This window comes from Fibrobacter sp. UWB2 (assembly GCF_002210425.1).
GTDB classification, from domain to species: domain Bacteria; phylum Fibrobacterota; class Fibrobacteria; order Fibrobacterales; family Fibrobacteraceae; genus Fibrobacter; species Fibrobacter elongatus.
The window spans coordinates 328,698-346,766 of the sequence record NZ_MWQK01000004.1 but is presented as its reverse complement, the minus strand read 5'-3'; the positions used below and the strand labels follow the sequence as shown (position 1 = coordinate 346,766).

At 50.1% G+C, this 18,069-nt stretch carries 14 protein-coding genes; 9 read left to right on the top strand and 5 right to left on the bottom strand.

From position 1 onward, the window contains the following. Positions 1-132 precede the first annotated feature (132 nt). The 4 genes from B7982_RS09650 to B7982_RS09635 all read left to right on the top strand — a co-directional run bounded on the left by B7982_RS09650 (position 133) and on the right by B7982_RS09635 (position 3,531). The gene (locus B7982_RS09650; protein WP_088660553.1) at positions 133-1,539 is read left to right on the top strand and encodes a class I SAM-dependent RNA methyltransferase; all 1,407 of its coding nucleotides are present in this window, start codon (positions 133-135) and stop codon (positions 1,537-1,539) included. Between the two features lie 49 nt (positions 1,540-1,588). After that, positions 1,589-2,032 (top strand): hypothetical protein, encoded by a 444-nt coding sequence (locus tag B7982_RS09645; protein ID WP_088660552.1) that lies wholly within the window; start codon positions 1,589-1,591, stop codon positions 2,030-2,032. Positions 2,033-2,044: 12 nt separating this feature from the next. Then, positions 2,045-2,971: a hypothetical protein gene (locus B7982_RS09640; protein ID WP_088660551.1), complete on the top strand. Its 927-nt coding sequence runs from the start codon at positions 2,045-2,047 to the stop codon at positions 2,969-2,971. Between the two features lie 116 nt (positions 2,972-3,087). Beyond that, positions 3,088-3,531: a hypothetical protein gene (locus tag B7982_RS09635; protein ID WP_146196775.1), complete on the top strand. Its 444-nt coding sequence runs from the start codon at positions 3,088-3,090 to the stop codon at positions 3,529-3,531. 254 nt (positions 3,532-3,785) lie between these two features. Here B7982_RS09635 and B7982_RS09630 read toward each other — a convergent pair whose 3' ends face one another. Then, entirely contained in the window at positions 3,786-7,295 is a 3,510-nt protein-coding gene (locus tag B7982_RS09630; protein ID WP_088660549.1) for a PD40 domain-containing protein, read from the bottom strand. A gap of 243 nt (positions 7,296-7,538) precedes the next feature. Continuing rightward, positions 7,539-9,515, bottom strand: a complete 1,977-nt coding sequence (locus B7982_RS09625; protein WP_088660548.1) for a carbohydrate binding domain-containing protein — start codon at positions 9,513-9,515, stop codon at positions 7,539-7,541. Between the two features lie 207 nt (positions 9,516-9,722). Here B7982_RS09625 and B7982_RS09620 point away from each other — a divergent pair, with 207 nt between their 5' ends. Beyond that, positions 9,723-11,105: a nitroreductase family protein gene (locus tag B7982_RS09620; RefSeq protein WP_088660547.1), complete on the top strand. Its 1,383-nt coding sequence runs from the start codon at positions 9,723-9,725 to the stop codon at positions 11,103-11,105. Positions 11,106-11,383: 278 nt separating this feature from the next. Here the strand turns inward: B7982_RS09620 and B7982_RS09615 are convergent, their stop codons facing one another. Beyond that, on the bottom strand, positions 11,384-12,052 hold the full coding sequence (locus B7982_RS09615) for an LrgB family protein (protein WP_088660546.1): 669 nt from the start codon (positions 12,050-12,052) through the stop codon (positions 11,384-11,386). A gap of 12 nt (positions 12,053-12,064) precedes the next feature. Next, a complete protein-coding gene (locus B7982_RS09610) occupies positions 12,065-12,421 on the bottom strand; it encodes a CidA/LrgA family protein (RefSeq protein WP_088660545.1) in 357 nt (118 codons plus the stop codon). Between the two features lie 52 nt (positions 12,422-12,473). On the opposite strand from B7982_RS09610, the gene fmt reads away from it, so the two are divergent. Genes fmt through B7982_RS09590 form a run of 4 tightly spaced genes read left to right on the top strand, consistent with a single transcriptional unit; the run spans position 12,474 to position 16,943 of the window. After that, positions 12,474-13,397, top strand: a complete 924-nt coding sequence (gene fmt, locus B7982_RS09605; protein WP_073423904.1) for a methionyl-tRNA formyltransferase — start codon at positions 12,474-12,476, stop codon at positions 13,395-13,397. A gap of 29 nt (positions 13,398-13,426) precedes the next feature. Continuing rightward, complete coding sequence (locus B7982_RS09600; protein ID WP_233138479.1) at positions 13,427-14,641, top strand: transcription antitermination factor NusB; 1,215 nt, start codon at positions 13,427-13,429, stop codon at positions 14,639-14,641. Further along, on the top strand, positions 14,638-15,240 hold the full coding sequence (locus tag B7982_RS09595; RefSeq protein WP_088660543.1) for a hypothetical protein: 603 nt from the start codon (positions 14,638-14,640) through the stop codon (positions 15,238-15,240). The genes B7982_RS09600 and B7982_RS09595 overlap by 4 nt, the downstream gene beginning before the upstream one ends. Next, the gene (locus B7982_RS09590; protein ID WP_088660542.1) at positions 15,240-16,943 is read left to right on the top strand and encodes a hypothetical protein; all 1,704 of its coding nucleotides are present in this window, start codon (positions 15,240-15,242) and stop codon (positions 16,941-16,943) included. Before B7982_RS09595 ends, B7982_RS09590 begins: the two co-directional genes overlap by 1 nt. A 10-nt stretch (positions 16,944-16,953) precedes the next feature. On the opposite strand, the gene B7982_RS09585 is transcribed toward B7982_RS09590, so the two are convergent. Further along, a complete protein-coding gene (locus tag B7982_RS09585) occupies positions 16,954-18,069 on the bottom strand; it encodes an A/G-specific adenine glycosylase (protein ID WP_088660541.1) in 1,116 nt (371 codons plus the stop codon).

Below are 18,069 nucleotides of genomic sequence, written 5' to 3'. Positions count from 1 at the left end.
CAGACTATTAGATATACGTGATGAAATGCATAAATACGGTAATGTCGTTTACATGTTATTGCCTTGTCATGCCCGACGTGAACGGGCATCTCCCTCTCGTGAGAGCCTCGTAAAAATTCTATTTTTGCAATTATGGTAGAATTCCGCAGAAACAACCGCTTCAAGGGTAATGGCGGGGCGTTTAAAGGCCCGCGTCCGAACCGCAATAATGATCGTCGTGACTCTAGCTGTGAGTCGCGCGGTGAATGCTTCACGCTCCGCATCGAAAAGATGGTGCAGGGGGGCGAGGGTATGGCGCGCTTGGAAGATGGTCGCGTGTGTTTTGTGGCGGGAGCGCTGCCAGGTGAACTCTGCAAGGTGCGCCTTACGTTCCAAAAAAAGGACTTTACCAAGGGCCGCGTTGTCGAAGTGATTGAACCGAGCCCGGATCGTGTCAAGCCGCTTTGCCCGCTGTACGGAAAGTGCGGCGGTTGCAGCTTGCAGCATTTGGCTTCTGAAAAGCAGGCGGAATATCTCGAAAAAGTCGAACGCGAAAATTTCAAGCGCCTCGCTCATGCGGAACTGCCTGAAGATTTTGTCATCCACACAGGGAATGCCTGGGGTTACAGGAACCGCGCTCGTGTCGTGCTCCGTGGCAATTCCGCTTTCGGTGCGGCAAATCGTGAAGGTTCGGCAAAACGCGCTGTCTTTGGTTTCCGTGGTGAAGAAAGCAATAACATCGTCCCGTTTGAAAAATGCCCTGTGCTCACGGACGGCTTGAATGAATTCCTGCGTGGACCTGCCGCGACGCTTCTCGTGAATAATTGCCATTCGGGCGGTCGCCGCGATGTCGATGTGAACATTTTCGATAACGGCGCGGGCGAGGTTTCGTTTTACTACCCCGGAATGCACAAGTCCGAATTCGATGCCCATGCCGTGAGCCATGTCGAAATTGCGGGCCGCAAAATTGAAGCGGATGCGTCCGTATTTTTCCAGAGCAATTTGGGGCTTTTGCCAGAACTCGTTGAATCGGTCCGCAAGGCTGTGGATGAAGGCTTGGCAAGTGGCAAGTCCTCTGACGCTTGGCTGATTGACTTGTTTAGCGGTGTCGGTTTCTTTGCCTGTATTTTGCAGGACAAGTTCAATAAGATTACGACTGTCGAACGCGAAGAAGGCTGCCTCAAACACGCAAAGGTTAATTTGTCTGTCCCTGCGGCGTTCCCCGAAGATTCCGTGGCATCTCGAGATTGCGCGGCTTCTCGCACCCCTGAAATTGAAAACGTCTCGGCCCCTGCCGAAGATTGGCTCGTTGAAAACGTCGTTGATGTCCCCGCCACCCTCATCGTTGACCCTCCGCGAACAGGCCTCCCCAAAGAAGCTTTGACCGCTATCGTGAAAAGCTCTGTCAACCGTTTGATTTACGTTTCTTGCGACCCGGTGACGCTTGCACGCGACTTTGCCAAGTTCTCCGAGGCCGGATTTGCCCTTTCTCACGCCGAAGGCTTTGCTTTTTACCCTCAAACGCCCCATCTTGAGATGATGTTTGTACTTGACAGATAGTTTTTTGCTATTTTAAAAAGTGCTGTTGGGAAAAAAAGAGAGGGATACAATGAACAAAAAACAGAAAGTCGTTATGCTTGCAACTTTAGCCTTGGGTGGGCTTTTTGCAGGTTGCTCAAAATCCGAACCCATTATCGCCTGTGGCCGTGAATGGAATCCGGCTGTGGGTTATGTTGCCGATACGGGTAGCGTATTCAGAATGGCTGATGAACTCATCATCCAGTTGCGTTATGGAACGGGTTTCGACTTTAACACATTGAAATTTGCCTTTTACGAAGGGACGCTTGCGAAAAAGGGTGAAAAGCTTTGGGAACACGATTTCCGTGTGACGAACAAGATGGAAGCTTTTACTCTTGAAGCTCGCTCACGCCGTGGTGGCTATGCAACTGCTCGCGAAATGACGAAGCTCAAGGCCCCGGGAACAGTTGTTGTCGAAGTCTCTTCTGAAAGGGGCTTGATCGCCGAAAAACAGTTGTCTATTGTCAATCAATAATTGGTTATCTTGATGAATAAAATAAAATTCTTGAGTGGAATGTTTGTCGCTGCAATGCTCACCGCTTGTGGCGAAACTGAAGTATCTGTTGACTATAAATTAAACGCTCCTGTCACGCTCGAAATGTACACCGAAAGCTATTATGCGACGCTGGACTTGAAGGGCGAAGAAAAAATGGGGACGATTACAGCGACGTATGCCGATTTGAACTACTCTTCAAAAGGCGATACGACGTTTGTCAAGCGCAATTACGTGATTGACAAGTCTCGTGGATACCTCAAGAATTTTATGCCGACGGAACTTGCCTGGCGCATCAAGGAAGTGAACCTTGCCGCCGTGGACCGCAATGTGACGAGCCTTACCGGCATTGACGATGGCTATGACACGCTGCTTGCCCATGTCCCGATGCCGAGCCGCTGGCGCGAACAGCTTTTGAATCCTGAATTCAAGCCGCATCTCAAGCGCTTGGAAAAGCACCGCTGGGAAATGGACCACTTGCTCAAGGGCGTCGTGCCGGTCAAGGGCAATGTGACAGAGCTCCTCAAACAGCAGGGGCGCTTGAACTTTGCGCTTATCAAGGTGGACTCCGTGGTGACTAAAGGCTTTACAAACCGCGACCACCGTAAGTGCCTGGACTACGTCGTCTATTTGCAAGAAACCGAAAGCTTCCCGTACTTCATTTGGGAACAGCACGTGGGCAGCAAGATTGTGCCGGAAAAGTTCAAGGCTTATTCTTCTGGACTTAAGGGCGAATACCGCACTGAGTTCGAAGTCATGATTGAACCGGAAACGGGCCTCCCGTGCCAGGAACGTGAAGTCAAGGTCGGAACGCACACGATGATCCACCCCGAAACAAAAGATACTGTCACGTTCACGAGCCACATCTCTTACGAAAGACTTTACAACACCAAGCGCGAAGTGACCGAAGCTGCTGAATAAATTGCAATTGTCATGCCTGCCACCGAGCAGGCATCTCCATTCAATGTCATGGCAACATTCTAATAACCATTGACTAATAACTAAGTTCTGCTTATTTTTTTTTGTACCTTTATTTTATGCGTTTGACAATCCCTCTCTTCCTTCTCCCTGTCGCGATGAACTTCATCGGTTGCGCGACGCACGTCTCCTCGCAGCAGACTATGGCTGATGACCGTAATCTCGTTTACGAAGATACGTATAAGGCGTACCGCGAGGCCGAAGAAAAGTATTTGAACTTGCTGTTCAATATCGAACGCATGCCCGAAGAAGAAGAACTTTGGATAATGAAGCGTGAGCGTATGATTGAGCTTATGCAGCTCAAGGAACTCATGCTGAACGCCCGCTTGGAACTCGATGGCGCCATCCAGGAATGGGAACGCCACTTGCTCGATGTCCAGGCCGAAGTGAAATCTCGTGAAATCAAAAAAATCAATCCGAATTTCAAAGGCCGCGACGCCCAGCGCACCAGCCCCGGACAACTCCTCCCCGGCGAAAAAAATACCAAGAGTTTTAACTACTAAAAACGGCGGCTCTAAGCCGCCTTTCGTTTATAGAAGTCTAGAATAGCTTACACAGTTATAATTGCAGATACGTTTTATAATGCAATAAGCGTCGGCCAAGGTATTTCCTTCGCAGTAGCGTGCAAAACGAGTGTTGCGACGGGCTGCTTGCAGACCGGCATAACCGAGTGAAGCCGCTGACGCCGTTAGGCGTCAACTCTGAGCTGGGGCCCCGCCCGCGTGAAGTACTATTTTGATTTATAATTGGCAATTTTTTATTGCCAACTATTTTGGAACCCCATCCCAATGGAAAACTTGATTCTCGTGGGGCAGATATCCTTGTGCAACAGCGGCAATTCAATCGGAGTCAACTTGCGCCCGCCGCGCAAATCCTTATCCTCACCAATGCGGCTCAGACCGCGAGCAAACGTGAGCGAAATATCGAACGGAATACTTCCCCAAATCTTGTTGCTCATGCGGAAGCTTAAACCCACGGAACGGTCCCAGAATTCGTGCTTGGTAAACTTGTTTGTAAAGAAGTCTCCGTTCCAGGCGGCACCAATCTGAGCGAATAAGTCGACGTACAAACTGCGAGTTGAGAAAATCCAGAGATTGTGTCTCCAGTCGTCGTAAATCGGGTAGAGGTAATGGAGCTCCGCCATTGCCGTCTTTGTACCCGAGAGTGTGTAGTCTTCGTTGCTACGCAAGTACGGGTAACCATCGAGGAATACCGGGTTGTAATAGTACGAATCCAACGTGTCGCTGACATCGTCTGTATTCCAGTTGAAGATGCTTGAAATCTTTCCGCCTGCCGCAAGTCTTGCGTGGAGGAAAGGCGTTTGCACGCTTCCGTAAAGGTTCAAGCCGAACTGGTGGAGCGCAAAGTTCCTGTAGTGCGTTGCGATTTTACCGTTTTCGGTGACGTAAAGGGTTCCGGGACGGCTAAGGTCGCTGTTGGCGTACTGGTAATAGGCAAAGAGCCCATTACCTTGTCCGGAAATTCCCGAACCACCTTCGCCTTCTTGGTCTCCAGATAATCCGAAACCGACTGTTGCGCTAAAGCGTTTGTTGTATGTCCATTCGATGGATTCATCGTAGAAGTTGACATTCGCCCAGTCGTAACTGATGGCCGCTTGCAATGTGTCGATGCTCTTGAAAATGCTGTAGCCTGCGGTTCCTGTAATGGCCTGTGTAGCGTAAGAGTATTTGCTTGTTTTTATGCTGTCTCCTCCGTTTCCTCCAACATCTTCGACACGAATAGTATCTTTGTTTGTGTAGTTCGCATAGCTGTACGAAAGTCCAAGGTCAATAGGCGTGCTGCGGTTATCCCATGCGATAAAGAATTCCTTTTCGATTTTGGGATTGAGTCCGTCACCATTGATGTAGTCGATGCCTTTCCCGAGTTCAAGCAACAATCCGAGCTGCACGGTGTTTTTCTTGAGGGCGTCACTGATGACAACGGCAAGGCCAAGCTTAGCCTTGATTTCGCCTTCGCCAAAGACGGTCATGCTCGGGGCGTTTTCGGAAATGCTGAAAATCGGGACGAACAGCGGAATGTTCGGGATTGGCTTGTAGTTGCGTTCGGCGCCTGCAAATTCGCGGTCGATGAGCTCTAGCTCTTTGTGCGGTTTTTGCGGGAGTGTTCCGTGCAAGATGATTTCGCGTTGTGTCGAATCTGTAACGGCAACCTTGATGGTGTCGCTGTGCTCGACTTGAATCACGTCCTTGCGTAATACCTCTTCCGTGCATTTTGCGGTGTCGGCAACATTGCTTGCGACGTTTGCGCTCTTTGTTGAATCGGCGGTTTTGGCAGTATCGGCGCATGCCACATAAAGCGTGTCGGTAAACTGCAAAACGCTGTCTCGCACGCTCACGATAATGCTGTCGCGGAATACGGGTTCTGATTTTTTGGCGTACGGCAACTTGTAAAGCGAGAAACCGTCCTTGTCGTATTGCGTAAAGAAAATCGTATCGCCAGCAAGTGTCGGCGTGAAAGCACCGCCAACTACGTTCGTGAGCGCGCGTTCCTTGCCGGAGTTCAAGTCTTTTTCAATCAAGTTGAAAATGTTGTTGCGGTTGCTTGCGAAGATAATCTTGTCGTTGTCAATCCAGTTGACATCGCGCTCGTCATAGCCTGTGGTGCTTACGACTTTGAAGTTTGCTCCGTTCGTGTCCACAATGGCAATTCCGCGTTGCACATCGTCAAAGAAACTGAATGCGATGCGTTTGCCATCCGGGCTGAATTTCGGACTGTAAATGTTATAGTAGAGTTGCGAAGAATCGGGCTTGAAAATATCAATGGGATCTTCTGCGGTGATGTTTTTGATATCGCTATTGAACGGAACCTTGCTCAAGACGAATCGTGTGCTGAATGGTTCGCGGCGCACGAATACAATCGCTGTCCCTTGCTTGTTGAATGATGGGTAAACCGCATCGGTGAGGTAGGTGAGCGTTGTATGATTCTTGTTGGTATCGCTTACAGCAACGTCAAAGTGGGCGTGGCCATCCTTGTCGCGGTTCTCGTAGCTGATGTAGGTGAGGATTGGACCGTGAACGCTATCGTCATAAACGTCAATGCCCTTGTCGAACCAGGGTTTCTTTGCCCTGAATCCGGATTTTGCAAAATCGGCAATGTTGATGAGGTTGCTATCAGCGCCTTCAACTTCGATATCGCCAACTTCAACTTTCGCGGAAACCGTCGCAGTACTATCTCTCGTCTCTAGTCTCTCGTCTTTCGTCTTGAGTGTATCTTCCATTGGAATCTTGAACACGCTGCCGTCAAACCACGGACCGCCAAAATTCGAAATGCCATAAAGGTTTTTGCCGCTTACGACAGGGAAGTCCTGCCAGAATGCGTCCTTCGTAATCTTGATGCCTTCGACGAGCGTGCCGAGAGAATCTTTTTGCGCTTGGTAATACTCAGTAATTTCTTTTTTCCAATCGTCGTAAAGTTGCTGTTCGCTGATGCCAAGTACGCTTTTAATCGCTCCGTTGAGCGTGGCGCGGTAGGGCTTTCCGAGTTTCTTCCAAATCTTTGGAATGGCATCGTCGCCGTAATGCTTTGCAATATAGAGCACGAGTGAAAAGCCTTGCGTGTAGGGCCCGAGTTCGGCGAGTAGCGAATTGTCCGAAAAGTCGTGCATGTACGGGAGCGTCATGAGGCTATCGTTCAGTGCGGCTGTGCGCAGAAGCATGTCGCGGTGCGTGTCCCAGGCGTCAAACCCCATGCGTGAAGATTCGTATTGTGCAGTACCTTCGGCAAGCCAAAGCGGCTGCAACGTAAACGGAATCATCGTGAGAAAGTCGCTTCTCGTGCGTTCATTATAATAGTCGGTATAGCTGAATTGGAATCCGTAAAGGTTCGGGACGATTTTAGCCCCGCTCTCAATGCTCACGAGATGGCTGAATTCGTGAGTCACCACGTCCGAAATCCAGCCGTGGCTGCTGCGGATCTTAAAATCCCAGTTGGTGAGCCAGAGGTTCAGTGCGTTTTCGCTCGGGATGGCGCTGCCGTTGCTGTAAAGAGCGTTGTTCAAGACCGCGCTGATGCGTGGAAGCGGCTTGTTGTAGCGGCTCGTGACGGAATCGTAGACGGCTTCGGCATAGGTCGAAACCTTAGCGGCGTGCGTAGAATATTCGACAGGGTAGATGAACTGGAAATGTTCCGTACCTGCAGTTTTCCATTTTATATCGCTCTGGTTACCGTAAAAACCGATTGCGTTTGCTGTGCCCACCAAAAAAAGTGCGGAACAGACTCCCAAAATGCTCTTAATACTAAACTTCATAATCGTAATTTAGAATTTTAAGAGCTTGCAGGATAATTGTTTTTAACGGAAAAACCGCATGATTGCTCATGCGGTTGCTTTGGAGGAGATGAGGATCTTCCATTGTTGTTCAATAAAAAAATACCTAATATCCCCATAGAGTAGAATCCTTAAAACTACAATTTTGTGAAAATCTGTATCGATTGTACGAAAAAAGCCACGCATTTCTGCGTGACCTTTTTTGAGGGGGTTTTAAGGAGAGACTTATTTGCTACCGACGCCGAGTGCCTTGTCGAGGCCTTCGATCAACTTGCCGTTTTCAATCACGGAGAAGTTGCCGGTGTAGCCCCAGTGCGTCCAAGGAATCTGGAGGGTGTCGCAGATTTCGCGCATGGCCGTGAGGTAGTTGATGCGGGATTCAGCGGTAGAGCGGAGGTTCAATGCGCCGAATTCGTTGATAATCACAGGCACGTTGTTGGTGGCTGCCCACTTCTTGGCCTTGAGAATCTGTTCCAAGATGGCTTCCTTGCTGCCGGTCTTGTAGTAGTTCTTGATGTTGGTCTTCACGTAGGACTTTGTGCTCTTGTTGACACCGAAGTCGCCAGAAACCGTAGACCACTTAGCCGGATCGTAGGGGAACGGAATATCGTGGATGGTGGCGTAGTCCGTCCAGGAACCGCCCTGATGCGTGAAGGCGAACGGTTCGTAGGTGTGGATCACGTAGATGATGTTGTCATCGGTGAACGGAGTGCGCTTGGCGAGGAGCGTGATGGAGTACCACTGGGCATCACCGAAGAGGATGGTGTGCTTGGTATCAACCGTGCGGATGGCGTCAATCATAGCCTGGGCTGCGGTTGTCCATGTTGCTGCAGTGACCTTACCATCGCTCATGTCCGGTTCGTTCAAGAGCTCGAAGAACAGGTCTTCGCGGGGGCTTTCGGCGTAGTGGGCTGCAACATGCTTCCACGTTTCTGCCATCATCTTGACGTAGTTGGCGTCCTTAGCGCTGGTGGTGTTGTAGCTGTTGTCGTATTCGTGGTAGTCGATCACGAGAGACATGTTGTACTTGGCCGTCCATTCCACGAAGGAGTCGAGAACCAGGAACAAGGTGTCGTCGTCGAACTTGAGTTCGGTATCGGTGCCTGCGACGAATGCGTCACGGTTTGTGGCATAGAGGTCGAGGTCAATCGGCAAGCGGAGGCTCTTGAAACCGTTGTCGGCAAGAATCTTGACGTCGCTTTCGCCCAATTCGAAGGACTTGAACTTGCCATCGGCGTTTTCGAGCCAGTTGGTAAAGTTGACACCCTTGTTGAGGTACTTCATGGCCTTTTCCTGCAACGGGTTCGTCACAGTAATTTCTGCTTCGGTGAATTCAACGACCGGAATGACCGGGTCCTTGATTTCCATATCCGGCTGGTCTTTTTCAACTTCGGAAGAGTCCTGCAAATAGATGTTGTCGATGAAGAGTGAGTCGGTCATGACTTTGCTCTTGCTTCCCTTTGCTTGGAAGCTGATTGCATTAATGTGCTTGGCGTCGAACGGGACTTCCTTGCCCCAGCCGCCCTGTACGAGGTCCTTGAAGCGGACAACGGCCTGTTTCCATGTGCGGGATGCCGGGAACTTGGCGAGATGCACGTCGTAGTCTTCGACATCGGTGATTTCAACATGCACTTCATGGGCGCCGCCCTTGTACCAATAGGTAAGGCCGCCGAAATGTCCGTTGGCTTCGTCCGGTGCGACTTGCACGCCCCAGCCTACGTACGGATCGTATTCGTAATCGCCTCTGTCGAGCGTGTAGTTGACTTGCAAAGCGTAGTTGGAACCGTTGTTGACGCGGCCCGGGATGATGTTTTCTTCTTCGTTCAGCGGAGTCGTGATGATGGATGCACCGCCGTTGTCGTTATCGTTGTAGGTGTACCAGTAATCACCAATTTTGCTCAAGTTGTCGCCGTCTTCAAAGTCATCGACCAAAGTGCCGAGACCTGCCGGCATGGTAATCGGGCCTTCTGCAGGGAGCGTAGACGGGTCAACCACAGCGGCTGAGCTGGAGGTCGGGTCGACTACAGCATCGCTAGAGGTCGGATTCATGTCGCTGCTAGAAACCGGGACCTGATTTTCGGCGCCCGGAGCCGGATTGTTGGCGAACAAAGCCTGGGCATTGTCGTCGCCGCAGGCGGTAAGTGCCATCACGGTTGCGATGCCGAGAACGCTCATCTTTGGATAGAAATTCTTGATTTGCATAAAACCCTCTTAAGGTGATTTTTTCTTTTTTACCAAAGATATATTTGGGGCCTTGCTTTATACTATGTAAAATGATGTATCGGAGTAAAAAGTGTAATAAGTGTTTTGGTCTAAAAGTCCACTTTCTGTACGAAAAACGTTAAAAAATATTTTATTTAACTGACATGGTGCTTTTGACAAACGTTAATCTTTTTATCTTTGCGTTGGATGCGCTATTTTTCGGAAATTTATCACGAATCGACCCAGTACATTCCCCACGGCAGCGGGGATCCCGTCATTATGCACTGGGAAAAGCAGGCGTATGCCGACAAGCGCTACGAGGGGTGCAATCGTTACCCTCTGACGGCCGCTTTCATGCCACTTTTGGCGCCGGTTTCGGCGGATTACCTGAATCCGGTTTGCGTCTATGCCGTGGTGCATGGGGGAGAGGTCCCCGATGGCGTTTACTACGTGGACCGTGCAGAATCGAAGCTTGTCAAAATTGGCGGTGTCGATGTCCGCAAGGCGATTCTTGCATCGTTTCCGGAACAGGAATTTATAACCGAAGCGCAGACGATTTTCATTTACACAGGGCTCCTGGAACGTGCGGTTTGGCGGTTCCGCGAGGCCGCGTATCGTCAGGTGCAAATGGATGTGGGCTCAGCTTGCGCCAATACGATTCTTTTGGCAAAGTCGCGTGGTCAAAAGGTTTTTGCGCTAGGCGGGTTTGTCGATGATTCCGTTGCTGTGGCGCTCAAGCTCGGGGCTACTGAAATGCCGATGGCGGCAATTGCGGTTTTCCCGGAAAAGAGCATGGTCGCGTTCAATTCCGTCGATGATGGCGTTGGTGAACTCGCGTATTCGAACCATGCGGAGATGGGCGCTTATGCGGGCGAAGATGAATGTCGCATGGAGATTTCGCGTTATCCGTCGCGATTCATGTTGCAAAATCGTTTGGAAAACATTGATGACTTGAACCTTTGTATGAAGGTGCGCCGCTTGAATGCGCAGGCGCTCCCGGGCGATGAATTTCCGCTGACGCCGTCGAAGTTTACGAACGACTATTATTTGCGCGAACTGTGGTATTTGCGCGCCGATAAAAAAGTGGCAACACCGTTTGCCCATGGAACGCTTGACCTGGATGATTTCTCGTCGATGTTGCGCTGGCTGGAACTCGCGCAGTTGAACGCTTTTGGCGCAGGACTTATAAAAATTTGGGTGGTGGTTTTTGATGTGATGTTTGTGTATGCAGGAGTGTACCGCTACATCCCTGTTCGCAAGTCCATCTATATGCAAAGCGGTTCTGCCAATCCGAAAAAGTTTAACAAGTGCTTTGCCGTTCCAGAACAAGTTCAAAATTCCATGTTCGCTGTGGTGCTTACTTCGAACTTGAATGAATCTTGCCAAGTGCTTGGGAATCGCGGCTACCGCTACATGAACTTAAACGCAGGCGTGCTCGCCGAATCGCTTTACGTCTCCGCGCGCTTGCTCAACAAGACTGCCCGCGAAGAACATTTCTTCTACCACGACGAACTCAAAAAGCTTCTTGATATTCCCGAAACCGAAAGCATCATCTCGACCGTGCTCATCGGGAAAAGCCCGGCTAGATAGCGGATTTTGAAACGCCCGCGCATTGTCATGCCCGCCATAGCCTGTAGTGTCATGGCGGACTTGATCCGCCATCTCGTGGCATTGTCATGCCCGCCACCTTTGTCATCCCGGACTCCGTTCCGGGAGGGCATCTCCATCTCGTCATCCTGAGGAGCGTAGCGACGAAGGATCCATTATTTCTCGCTTTTGCATTGTCTCCCCGGATTAGTTCTCTTTGACTACTTGCAGCTATGCTGCTTAGTAGTCATGATCCGCGAATGGGGACGGTATTCTTGTTTTTAAGCGAATATATTGAGCATCACTGGTGTCACGAACACTGTCATCACGCCCGCGACTCCTATTGACAAACTGCTCATCGCGCCCTGAACTTCTCCGATTTCCATCGCCTTTGTCGTTCCAAGCGCATGGCTTGCAGTTCCAATGGCAACACCTTGTGCAACAGGATTTCCAATGCGGAAAAATTTGCAAACAAGCGGTGCTGTCACGGCGCCTGTAATTCCCGTAATGACAATCGCCACAATCGTGATGGACGGAATACCGCCAATCTGCTCGGAAACCACAGAACCCATCGGAATAGTGATGGACTTCGGAATGAGCGAAAGCATCAGAGTCTTGCTGATGTTGAAAATCTTGGCGCAAGCGATTACGCAGGCAATGCTTGTGATGCAGCCCACGAGAATCCCTGTTAAAATTGGGAGCCAGTTGTTTTTGAGTGCCTGGATGTGTCTGTACAAAGGAACGGCAAGCAGAACTGTTACAGGTCCAAGGAAGAACGAAATGTAATCACCACCTACTTTGTATGTTTCGTATTTGATTCCCGTGACGGTCAAAAATCCGATGATGAGAATGGTGGCGATGAGAATTGGGTTCAAAAGCGGGTTACGCCATTTGTTGCGGATGGTAACGCCAAGCTCAAAAGCAATGATTGTAAGAATAATTCCAAACATAGCGAGTTAAAATCAATTTTTATTTTTGTTTTTTTTGCTTAAAAGTTGAACGGTCCAGCCGGTCGTTACCATGGTCACAATCGTAATCACGATGCAGAGGAATAGCAACAGTGGCCACTGGCTTTTAACGTCTTCGCCGACGAGCATAAGCCCAATTGCAGGTGGCAAGAAGAAGAACGAAAGGCGCTTCAAGAAGAAATCGCTCACTTCGCGAATCTGGTCGAGTTTCACGATTTTTAGGCAAAGTAACAAGAGCAGGATGAGCATTCCGAGAATGTTGCCGGGGACGGGAATGCCCGTGTAATCATGAATGAGGTCGCCTGCGTAGCAAATCCCCAAAATCAAGGCTAGTTGTAAAAATACTCGCATGCGCCCAAAGATAGAAAACGCCTTCACGTTTGCAATAGCTATATTTTGCGGTATGAAAATTGTATTTATGGGAACGCCCGCGTTTGCGGCTCAATTCTTGGAGCACCTCGTTGCTTCCGATAACGAAGTTTTAGCTGTTGTCACACAGCCCGATCGCCCGGCAGGCCGTGGCCGCGTGCTTACGCCTCCGCCTGTGAAAGAGGCTGCGCTCAAGCACAATTTGCCGGTCTTGCAGCCGACGGACTTGAAGTCTCCTGAATTCGAAGCAGACCTCCGCAAGTACGATGCCGACCTCTATGTCGTCGTGGCGTATTCCATTTTGCCCAAGAACATTTTGGGCATCACGAAGTTTGGTGCCGTGAACGTTCACGGCAGTTTGCTCCCGAAGTACCGCGGTGCCGCTCCGGTGCAGCGTGCTATTGCCGATGGCCTCAAGGAAACTGGCGTGACCGTTTTCCGTCTGGACGAAAAGATGGACCACGGTCCGATTCTTGCACAACGCACGGTCGTGATTGACCATCAGGACACAACCGCAAGCTTGCTCGACAAAATGGTCGCTCCGGGTTGCGATGCTTTGGACGATGCCCTGAACCAGCTCAAGAACGGTTGCGAAAAGGATTTGACGCAAGACCATGCACAGGCAAGTGGCGCTCCGAAAATCAAGAAAGAAGAAGGCTTGATCGACTTCAATTTGCCGGCACGCACGATTCACGATCGCATCCGCGCGTTCAATCCGTGGCCGGGTGGCTATGGAAAGCTCGGTGGCCGCATGGTGTACTTGCGCCAGACGGACACTCCTGAAAACGGTCCGAAGCTTGCTCCGGGCGTTGTCGAATTCAAGGACAACCGACTCTTTGTCGGCACTGGCGAAGGCGTTCTCGAAGTGATTGAAATCCAGGCCGAAGGCAAAAAGCCGATGCCTGTGGCTGACTTTATGCGTGGCATTCAAAAGCGCGAGGGACTTCAATTTTGCTAACGGAACGTGAAGAAGCCTTTCGAGTCCTTTTGCTTTGGCAAAGAGATGGCTCGTTCATCAAGGAAAGCGGACTTTCTCCATTTGCGATGGAACTTGCTCTAGGCGTTTGCCGCAGGCACTTGTACCTTGAATATTTCGTCAAGTCGCTCACGAAGAAATTGCCATCGCTCGAAGCCCGCGTGATTCTTGAAATGGGCCTCTTCCAGATGTTCTTTATGGACGTGCCGGATTACGCTGCAATCAATGATAGCGTGGAACTTGCAAAGTCTGCAAATCTCGGCGAGAGTACTGCGCGGCTTGTGAACGCGGTGCTTCGCACTGCTCGCCGTCAAGGCGAGCCTGCGCTTCCACCGCAGCGCGTTCGCCGCGTGAGCGTCGAGAATTCCGTGCCTGAATGGCTTGTGCGTCGCTGGTTCGACGTGTACGGAGGCGACCGCGCCGAAGCCTTGGCGAAGGCGACACTGGAGCGCCCGACTGAATGGATCCGCGTGAACTTGCAAAAGACGAGCGCTCCGGTGCTTGCCGAAAAAATCGGCATTACGGGCGCCTCGATTCTCTACGACCGCTTTATTGAAATCCCGCGAGACGTGGGCGTGAAGCTCTTGCTTGCGCTTCCGGAATTTGTGAAGGGTGAATTCTCGTTCCAGAATCCGTCTGCATACGAAGTCGTGAAACTCCTCGACTTGAAGCCCGGCTTGAAAGTCTGGGACGCTTGTGCCGCTCCCGGTGGTAAGACCGCTCTCATGGCTGAAATGGATAGTTCGCTCGAGATTCTCGCAAGCGATTCGTCCGCCTCGCGTCTTGAAAAGATGCAAGACCTGATGAACCGCCTCGGCCTTACAAACATCAAGACCGAAGTCATCGACCTTGCGCCTGCTCAAGATTCCGCGACCGCTCCGCAGCATTCGTCTAAGTTCGACCGCATTCTTCTCGATGTCCCGTGTAGCAACATGGGCGTGATCGCTCGCCGTCCGGAATCCGTCTACCGCATGACTCCGGAATCCATCAATGAAGTTGCCGAACTCCAGTTCAAGATTCTTGAAAACGCATCTGTCGCACTCGCTCCTGGCGGGCGCCTCGTGTATGCCACATGCAGCCCCGACCCGACGGAAACCACGCGCGTCATCGCACGATTTGTCAAGGCTCATCCCGAATTCGTGAAAGTCGGCGAACCCGTCTTGCCAGGTCTCAAGGATTCTCGCCTTGACGGCTTTTTCGCTCAAGCTTTGGAATACAAAAAATGAAAAAACTCATTACGATTCTAGCAATAAGTCTGGCATCGCTTTTGCATGCCGAAGATTCGTTTGCGTTTATGAACGATTCTTTGGCCGTAAAAGAAGATGTCTCGTTTTCGCATTTCGCCGTATTTCTCGAAGGTGGCGAAATCTACCCGATGGGCGATTTGCAGGACGCCGTGAAAAATACGTTGTATGGTGGCGTCGGTGTCCGTTACACTTATTGGGATAATGTCGATGGAATCGTAATGTTCCAGTATGCCTATTTCAAACCGCGTCCTAAGATTGGATATGATGGCGTTCATCAGTTCATGGGCCGCGTTGGCGCCGATTGGAAGTGGTCGGTCATTCAGCCGGTGGTGCTTGGTGCGGGCTTTACTTGCAACTGGACCCGTGCTGATGCAGAAAATTTTGATTGGATGGATCGTGGTGGCTCTTTGGCCGATAACGAAACTGAATTTGGCTGGTATGCAAGAATTAGTTTGCCGGTATTCAAGTTTAAAGAATATAGTGCCGGGTTCCATTTGATGTGGGAACGGCTTTGGACTTTACCGAAACGTTCTGATATGTTGTCTGCTGGTGTCACTTTCGAAAGGAGCCTTTGGTAATGAACTCCTTTGTTAATAAAATAATTTCAGCTTTGGCTATTGCGACTACTTCCGTTTTTGCGTCAGTCGATCCCGAAATGGAAGGCATGGAAGTTGTTTCCCGTGATGACGGAACTTTCTTGGTGGGGTCTCCGACATTCTATTTTGATAGGCTTATTGGCGCGGGTGGAATACACTCCGAAAGTGAATTGTGGACGCCTCGCAAACTGCACTACCGCTTGCTTTTTAACCGCATGTCTGTTTTGCCAAGCTGGAATCCTATCGAAACTCCGTCCATATGGATGAAGACCGGTAATGAGCTGGGCGACATGATTTATCAGGACTTTTTAACGGATGCCGCAGACCGTCCGGATAATAGAACTCCGATTCTGGAAGGGGGCTTCCGCACGCCGCTTTTCCACGGATTTTGGGCAACGGCCCGTATGTTCCAGGATGACCACTATTGCAATTTCCGTGGCTATCGCGTAGCAAAGACTAAAGAATCATTCTCGTTGTTTGGCGAAAACTGGCCTTTGTTCAGTTCGGGTTATGGTGGCCTTGGCTATACGAATGATTTTATTAACGCCTCTGTACTTGCAGGCATGGAATACATCTGGCTCTTTACGGAAACTTCTAGATGGATTCCTGTGCTGTATAAGCCGCGTGTCGAAGCACGTGCCGACTTCTGGAATTTCTCTACAACGCTTGTTTATGAAAATGCGGAATATCGGGATGATAGCAAAAAGGAACAGGGCGAACGCCATGAAGTGAACGGCTCCATTGTCTATAGCTGTGGTGAAAAATGCAGACAAGGTATGCTCCAACTTTCTGCCGGGCTTGCTTTCCGATTCCTCGATGATGACGGCACGGTCTATACAGGGCTGAAAAATGATCGAGTCCTTTGGCCTTTCCTTGAAATGCGATTCAAGCCAATGAGCCAGCTCAAGTTCGATGTCATGTTCGGCGTAAATGATAGAGACTGGCTTGTGCAGGATAGCATTGAATACCAGGTGCCTGCATTAGAAAAAATGAACATTACGGTCGGTGCCAAAAATATTTCGGGAACGCGTTTGAATCCGATTGCAGATACCTATGAGTTTTTTGATGGCGATACGGTTTCGTTGACCGCTGATGGCCGCATGAATTTGTTGCAAGGCTATGTTCGTTTTGAAGATACTCTTTCGACTTTCTTGAGTTTTGGCTTGCAGGGAAGTTTCTGGGCTGAACATGGCGCCGAAACATTCGATGTCAAGAAATTCGTTGACGATGGCGATTTTACGGCTCGTCATGGTGATGTCGGCCGCATCAATTCTTGGATTAAGGGTGTGACCGGTGAGTTCTGGTTAAATCTTTGGTACAAGGAAATGTTCAAATTTACGGCTCTTACAGGCTTTGAACGTATTGATGGTAACCAAAAACGCTTTGAAGTCAATCCCGCTGAATTCTTTGTGGCGTTTAATGCCGATTGGCTCATCAAGAGGTCTTTCCGCATATCGCATTCCATTCGCTACAGGAGCGATGCTGAATGGAACCTCCGTTCTAGGGACCCGCTAGTTGTAAAGGGTGACTGGTTCTGGGATGTGACTTTTGAACAGCGCTTCCCGAAGTATGGAATCTCGTTGGCGGGCACGCTAATTCAGGTGCTTGGCGATGAGGTCATAGAAACACCGAATGGTGGATACAGCCGATTCCGCTTTGTCTGCACTGCAAAGAAGGCTTTTTAATTTGCTCTAGTCATCCTCGACCGTCAGGGAGGGGATCCATTATTTTCTTTAATGCTTTTAAGCTAAAGCTATTCGCGAAAGTCTCCAAGGCTTTCGCTTTTTCTATCCATTCAAATGTGGTGGACTTCGGCAAATGCGCTGATTTTGCTTTTATTGAAAGCCGCACATGTAAAACATCGCATTCGATTTTATGCACTGTAATGCTGTGGCGGAAGGTCCCGCAATGTTCTACGGATTCGACTTCGTCGGCATTGATGTAATCTTCAGCCTTGGCAGGGAGTGCAATGGTGGCGTGGCGAGCGCTTTCAAAATGTGGGAGCGCCAGTTGCTTGTCCAGAAATTTTTGTCCGCCGTTTACGGCTAAGATTTTTTCGTCCGCGCTCTCGACTACAAGCACTGTCCCGTGCCAACTTTTTTCGGTGCGCTTTTTGGCTGGTGGAAATTCAGCTGTGCGGCCATCCAAGAACGCACGACATTCTTTATGGAGTGGACATGTTTCGCAGAGTGGGGATTTCGTTTTGCAGACCGTGCGCCCGAGTTCCATCAGCGCTTCGTTATGCATGTACGCTTTTGGAGAATCAGCCACTTCCCGCGCATATTCCCAATAAATCTCTGCGCAGTTTTTTTCTGTCGGCAAAAATTCAAGCTCGTACAACCGGCTAAAAATCCTGACGAGATTCCCATCCAAGATTGCTTCTCGCTGGTGGTAGGCGAGGCTTAAAATCGCCCCTGCCGTGTACGCACCAATTCCTGGCAACGCTTCTAGTTCCTTGCGCGTCTCGGGCATCTTGCGCACTCCCGTCATCCTCGAAGCGGAGCAAAGGGCGGCTACAATCTTCGCGGTCTTCAGTATATTTCTGGCGCGGCTGTAATACCCAAGCCCTTGCCAATATTTAAAGACCTCGGCTTCATCAGCCTTTGCAAGCGTCTCCACATCCGGGAACCGCTTCATCCAACGGATAAAATAATCCTTGACTGTTGAAACCTGCGTCTGTTGCAACATTGTCTCGCTGATCCATACGGCATACGGATCGCGCAACGCGTCCAAGTCCGCAGGCCTCCACGGCAATTCTGCCGCATTCGCCCTGAACCATTCGCGCAAACGTTTCAACGAATCTGGTGTCAT